This is a genomic window from Sulfobacillus harzensis (assembly GCF_012933365.1).
In the GTDB taxonomy this organism is placed as follows: domain Bacteria; phylum Bacillota; class Sulfobacillia; order Sulfobacillales; family Sulfobacillaceae; genus Sulfobacillus_B; species Sulfobacillus_B harzensis.
This window is the reverse complement of record NZ_JABBVZ010000171.1, coordinates 1-4,486: the sequence shown is the minus strand read 5'-3', so window position 1 is coordinate 4,486 and position 4,486 is coordinate 1. Positions and strand designations below refer to the sequence as shown.

General features: G+C 58.2%; 5 protein-coding genes. All 5 read left to right on the top strand.

What is annotated here, in order from left to right:
* Nucleotides 1–167: 167 nt before the first annotated feature.
* The 5 genes from HIJ39_RS21565 (at nucleotide 168) to HIJ39_RS21545 (ending at nucleotide 4,047) form a co-directional block, all read left to right on the top strand.
* Nucleotides 168–1,106, top strand: a complete 939-nt coding sequence (locus HIJ39_RS21565) for a hypothetical protein (protein WP_169103102.1) — start codon at nucleotides 168–170, stop codon at nucleotides 1,104–1,106.
* A gap of 357 nt (nucleotides 1,107–1,463) precedes the next feature.
* Nucleotides 1,464–1,991 (top strand): hypothetical protein, encoded by a 528-nt coding sequence (locus HIJ39_RS21560; RefSeq protein ID WP_169103101.1) that lies wholly within the window; start codon nucleotides 1,464–1,466, stop codon nucleotides 1,989–1,991.
* A gap of 82 nt (nucleotides 1,992–2,073) precedes the next feature.
* Nucleotides 2,074–2,283 carry a hypothetical protein gene (locus tag HIJ39_RS21555; RefSeq protein WP_169103100.1) on the top strand — a complete coding sequence of 70 codons (210 nt, stop codon included), beginning with the start codon at nucleotides 2,074–2,076 and terminating at the stop codon, nucleotides 2,281–2,283.
* A 356-nt stretch (nucleotides 2,284–2,639) separates the two neighbouring features.
* Nucleotides 2,640–3,572, top strand: a complete 933-nt coding sequence (locus HIJ39_RS21550) for a ketopantoate reductase family protein (RefSeq protein ID WP_169103099.1) — start codon at nucleotides 2,640–2,642, stop codon at nucleotides 3,570–3,572.
* Nucleotides 3,573–3,759: 187 nt separating this feature from the next.
* Nucleotides 3,760–4,047, top strand: a complete 288-nt coding sequence (locus HIJ39_RS21545) for a recombinase family protein (RefSeq protein WP_169103098.1) — start codon at nucleotides 3,760–3,762, stop codon at nucleotides 4,045–4,047.
* Nucleotides 4,048–4,486: the final 439 nt, after the last annotated feature.

Sequence of the window (4,486 nt, the reverse complement as noted above, 5' to 3'; positions counted from 1 at the left end):
TGCTGGCTGCGATCGCAAAATCTTGGCGCGTTCCGCCAGGTCGACGCTCCCGGGAGACTTTATGAAAACTCTCCTAGGCCGTGCCGCGGTTTCTGCGCATTTAATGCAGCCGTCTGATTGTCTGATTAATTTCATGGGGTTCCACACCGACTGGAGGGAACACTCACGTGAGTTTCGCCTTCTTGGCCTCGCTGTTGCTGACGCAATATGCACCACCCCCGCCGACATCGAATTTATCGCCCCGACCGAACTTTAATCGAACCTGCGCGGAGTGGGGCCTGCAATCGCACGCCTGCCTGGTTGATACCGTACGAGCCCTCGATAACGCTCGACGGAAGGAGGGGATTGGGCCCATATATTTGCCTCGCAACTGGACGAATCTGACGCCGGCCGATCAGATCTTCGTCATCACGAACCTTGAACGGATAGCCAGGAGCGAACATCCTCTTCCCGGGTTGACGGCATCGTTGAACCGGGTGGCCAAACGCGGGGCGGCCCGTGGCACCGATCCGATACTCCGATCCCCTGCTGGGCCCGCCCTTTCCATTTGGGCCGAGGGGGTAGGGCCCCTGGCCAGCGACTATGGCTGGATGTACGACGATGGTTGGAACGGGCCCCTAAGGAGAACACCGAATCTGGCGTGCACGTCGGCAACCGCTACCGGTTGCTGGGGACACCGCGACAATATCTTAGCGGAATGGTCTCGACGTTTACTGGCTGGTCGTCCGGGCACCTGGTACCTCATCGCTGGGGCCGCGCAAGTGCCGACGATCACCCGCACAGTCTTGCCCATTGACCGTTCGATAACAGAAGATTCCGATGCTATGATTGTCACAGCAGTTGAACAACCGCCCCATTACGTCTATACCTGGGCTCAGGCGGTGGCAGAGGGGGCTGGCAGTGCCGCCAAGGGGTGGAATCCCGCCGCCGTGCCCCGACCCCTTGAAGAAGCCGGAACCTGGATCAGAACCCATGCCAGGGACGTTCTAGTGGGGGTTATTGTCGTGGGTCTATTGGCTCTCACGGCAACCCGTCAAGGCCGACGCCCACGGCCGAAAAAGGTCTATCGTCTCTCGCGGTTTCGCCGTCGACGGTCTCGTCCCTGATCTGGGAGGTGGGGAGGCACCACGTCGGTTGCGCATCCCCGTTATCATTTGCAGCAGCCACTGAAAGCGGCTAAGACGCCGCCTCAAACACGTGGTGTGTTTCGTTCGGTTGTTGACCCACTTGTCATAGCTTAAAGAGGGCTCCCGGATGGAAAGCAAAGCCAAAGTTTCAGCCTATGACTCGCCATGGTCCCGTTTCTGAAACGGCCAGGACGCACCCCGTGAAACAAAACCCGATGTGAAACGGTTTGGGGCAATGCGGCGTTTAGTCCCTAGGGAACAGCACTTGACGTCATGAGGGATCTTGAGGTCTTGGTCCTACCATCGATTCAGCGTCCTAACAAAGGAGTGTGCCTCATGAGCAAGCGGCGGCTATGGGTGGGCGGAAGTGTAGCGCTTGGCACCGCCGCGGTGGCGGCCAGCCTATGGACATCGGCGGGAAATCTTCAGCCGAAGCTGTTAGCGGCGTCGCACAGGTCGACATCCGTGTCGTCAGGCCCGGCTTGGGGCTCAGAGACCCTGGCAGCCGTTGCTGAGAGCATCGCCGCGGGAGCCCATGAGGATCATCCGACCTCAGCGCGGTACTTCGTGAGCCGCCCCGTCAAAGGCAATTTAGCGAAATCAGGGGCTCACACCGATCATGGGTCAATGCCGATGGACGTGGTGGTCATGCAAGGCTCCTTTTCGAATCCTAAATGGAGCACAGCACCGGCCGGAGCACCGCCGGAGAGCGGCAACACCCTCGTGGTTATCGTTGACGCAAGGAATGGCAGCGTCATCGACATGGGGATGCTCGATGAATCCCCTTCGTCTGCCGCAACCATGTTGTCGAAACTTGAAATGCTTAGCCCATCTCGGCCATTGTCGGTCGTGCCGCGGCGCTAAGCCAATGCGAATGGGCACTTTCATTCGGATCATCTCGTTTGTCCTCAGCGAGGGGAAGCGTGGTTCAACGACACTTTGACCCATGGCGGAAATGGGAGACGAGCGACTGTGGTTGGGAGTCAATCAGGACATTGTCGCACTGGCCAATCGGTTGGCGGGGCAAGAGCTTCACGTCATCGTCCCTGATTTCTTTGATGCGCGCACCGCCGCGACTCCGGAAGAGGCGGAGCACCAAGACCGGACGGGCGCGCGGGTAGTATTCGGCTCGCGGGCGATATCGAGTGGCGACTGAATTTCCTCTCCGTGCGGGGGCATCTCACGCCTAGGTGCCATCGGGCTGTCATTCGGGGCTTTTTATGCCATTGCAGCGATGGTCGAGGGGTCGTAGACGCCACGGATGTTTTCCATGGCGCGGCCACGCCGCTTGGGCGTGTTGCTCAACATTGGTATCGGATGACCTCACGAGGGCCTTCCCTGGGCGTTTTTTACGATGGCGCAGACAGGTTGGCAAGGCAAAGCTTTCAAGACAAACTGACGTCTTTGGGGGAGAGAAGACCACGGGGACGACCGGCCCCTTTGCCGCTAGCGACCTTTTCCCCGCTCGATAACAAAGCGTATGATGTGAGCAAAAGCGCAGGAGAGATGCCCATGAATATCGTGGTGTTCGGCGCTGGGGCGGTGGGCGGCTACTTTGGCGGCAGGCTTGCGGCGGCCGGAGCCCCGGTGACATTTCTGGTTCGGGAGCGCCGTGCTCAACAACTTATGACCCGCGAACTGGTAATCCACAGCGTACACGGCGACGTCACGCTTAAACCTCGTCTGGTCTTGACCGCCGACGCGGTGGAGTCGCCCGATCTCGTTATTCTAGCGGTCAAAAACTACCATTTGAATGTGGCCATGCCCGATCTCGGAAAACTAGTCGCCAAGGGCGCGACAATTCTCCCTCTGCTGAACGGTGTGCAGCATCTCGAGACCCTAGTTGACGCCTTCGGTCGGGATCGGGTACTTGGTGGTGCCTGCTACATTGAGGCCAGACTAAGCCCAGAAGGCGATGTCGTGCAAACCAGCCCTATGCAGGACATTACGTTTGGTCCACTCGGTGCTATTGAACCGGGCTTTTTGAACGAGATTCAAGCCTGGTTCCAGAAAGCTCAAATTCCCAGTACGCTGAGTGAGGCGATAATGGTTGATATGTGGCTTAAATACATCTTTCTGGCCTCGCTGAGTGGTATCACTGCTGCGGTCCGAAAGCCCGTCGGGGGAGTCTTGGAAGATCCAGCTGCCCGAGACTTGCTCCATGACCTTGTTCAGGAGATTGCTGAAATCGCCCTAAGGACCGAGCCAGGACTCCCCGCCGGAATCGCGGACGCGGTTCTCGCCCGCTTTTACACCATATCGGGGAGCATGACATCTTCGATGCATCGCGACCTCGAAAATGGCCGGCCACTCGAGGTCGAGAGTTTGCAGGGAGCTCTGTTGAACATGGCCCGTGGACAAGACATTGCCACCCCGCACCTTGCCAGCATCTATGCCGTGCTTCATCCCTGGCGAAACGGCCGCCCAGCGATTGACGAGCCGTGACGCGGTCGCGAGGGTACGAACGCCGGGTGGACCGTGGTATCCGCGCAATCGCGGGGTGGGAGTATGGCCAGCTGGGGGGAGAGAGGTTTACACAGTTTGGTAGCAATCTTTCCATAACCATCGATATACTCCAATATGGATAGATTTGTCAGCGTTGGGGAAGCGGGCCACGCCTTGGGTGGCTTCGATGACGACGTTACGGCGTTGGGAATGCGAAGGGAAATTGTTCCGAAAGCAGACCGGAGGCGGCCACGGTCGTTACGATTTGGCGAAACTGGGCCCTGAACGTGTCCGGTCTACGTCCGATATGACGCGAAAAACCCTCGCCGATGCTCGGGTATCGAGCCACGACCAGAACGAGGATCTAGAACGGCAAACGCAGCAGTTGGCGCGGTATTGGGCCCGCCAAGGCGGGACACTCGAGGTGGTCGCCGATCCCCGGTCGGGGATGAACTACCACAAAAAGGGCCTTTAAAAACTGCTCAATGAATCGCCAACCGGGTCGATCGGCTGATCATCACGCACAAGGATAGGGAGCAATTAGCAGCCCTCTCCGGGAGATAAAGAGGATAACGAGGCATTCGAGAAAGTCTCAAAGCGGGGGAGGCGTGTGCCGGTCTTCATCCCGGCGCCCGACAGCACAGCCCCGGGGCGTCAACCGTTTTAACAATATTTTGCCAACCAGCCGCGAACGGCGGGGCTTTTTCTTTTTTACGGTGTCTTAAGCTTCTCTGCATACGGGCGCGTATTTCATGCAACCTATAGCCAACATCGCACCAGGGCTGCGTCATAGTCGGTAACAATGGGATGATGGCGCTATTTTGGCAGTAATACTGACGGAAAATCCCAAAATCTGCTACACCAAGGGTATGAACACGAAAATACGAGACTCCAACAGGGGCGCGTACGCGCCC

Coding starts and splice junctions, on each gene's coding strand:
- HIJ39_RS21560 (WP_169103101.1), top strand. CDS start 1,464: ATGAGCAAGCGGCGGCTATGGGTGGGCGGAAGTGTAGCGCTTGGCACC.
- HIJ39_RS21555 (WP_169103100.1), top strand. CDS start 2,074: ATGGCGGAAATGGGAGACGAGCGACTGTGGTTGGGAGTCAATCAGGAC.
- HIJ39_RS21550 (WP_169103099.1), top strand. CDS start 2,640: ATGAATATCGTGGTGTTCGGCGCTGGGGCGGTGGGCGGCTACTTTGGC.
- HIJ39_RS21545 (WP_169103098.1), top strand. CDS start 3,760: ATGACGACGTTACGGCGTTGGGAATGCGAAGGGAAATTGTTCCGAAAG.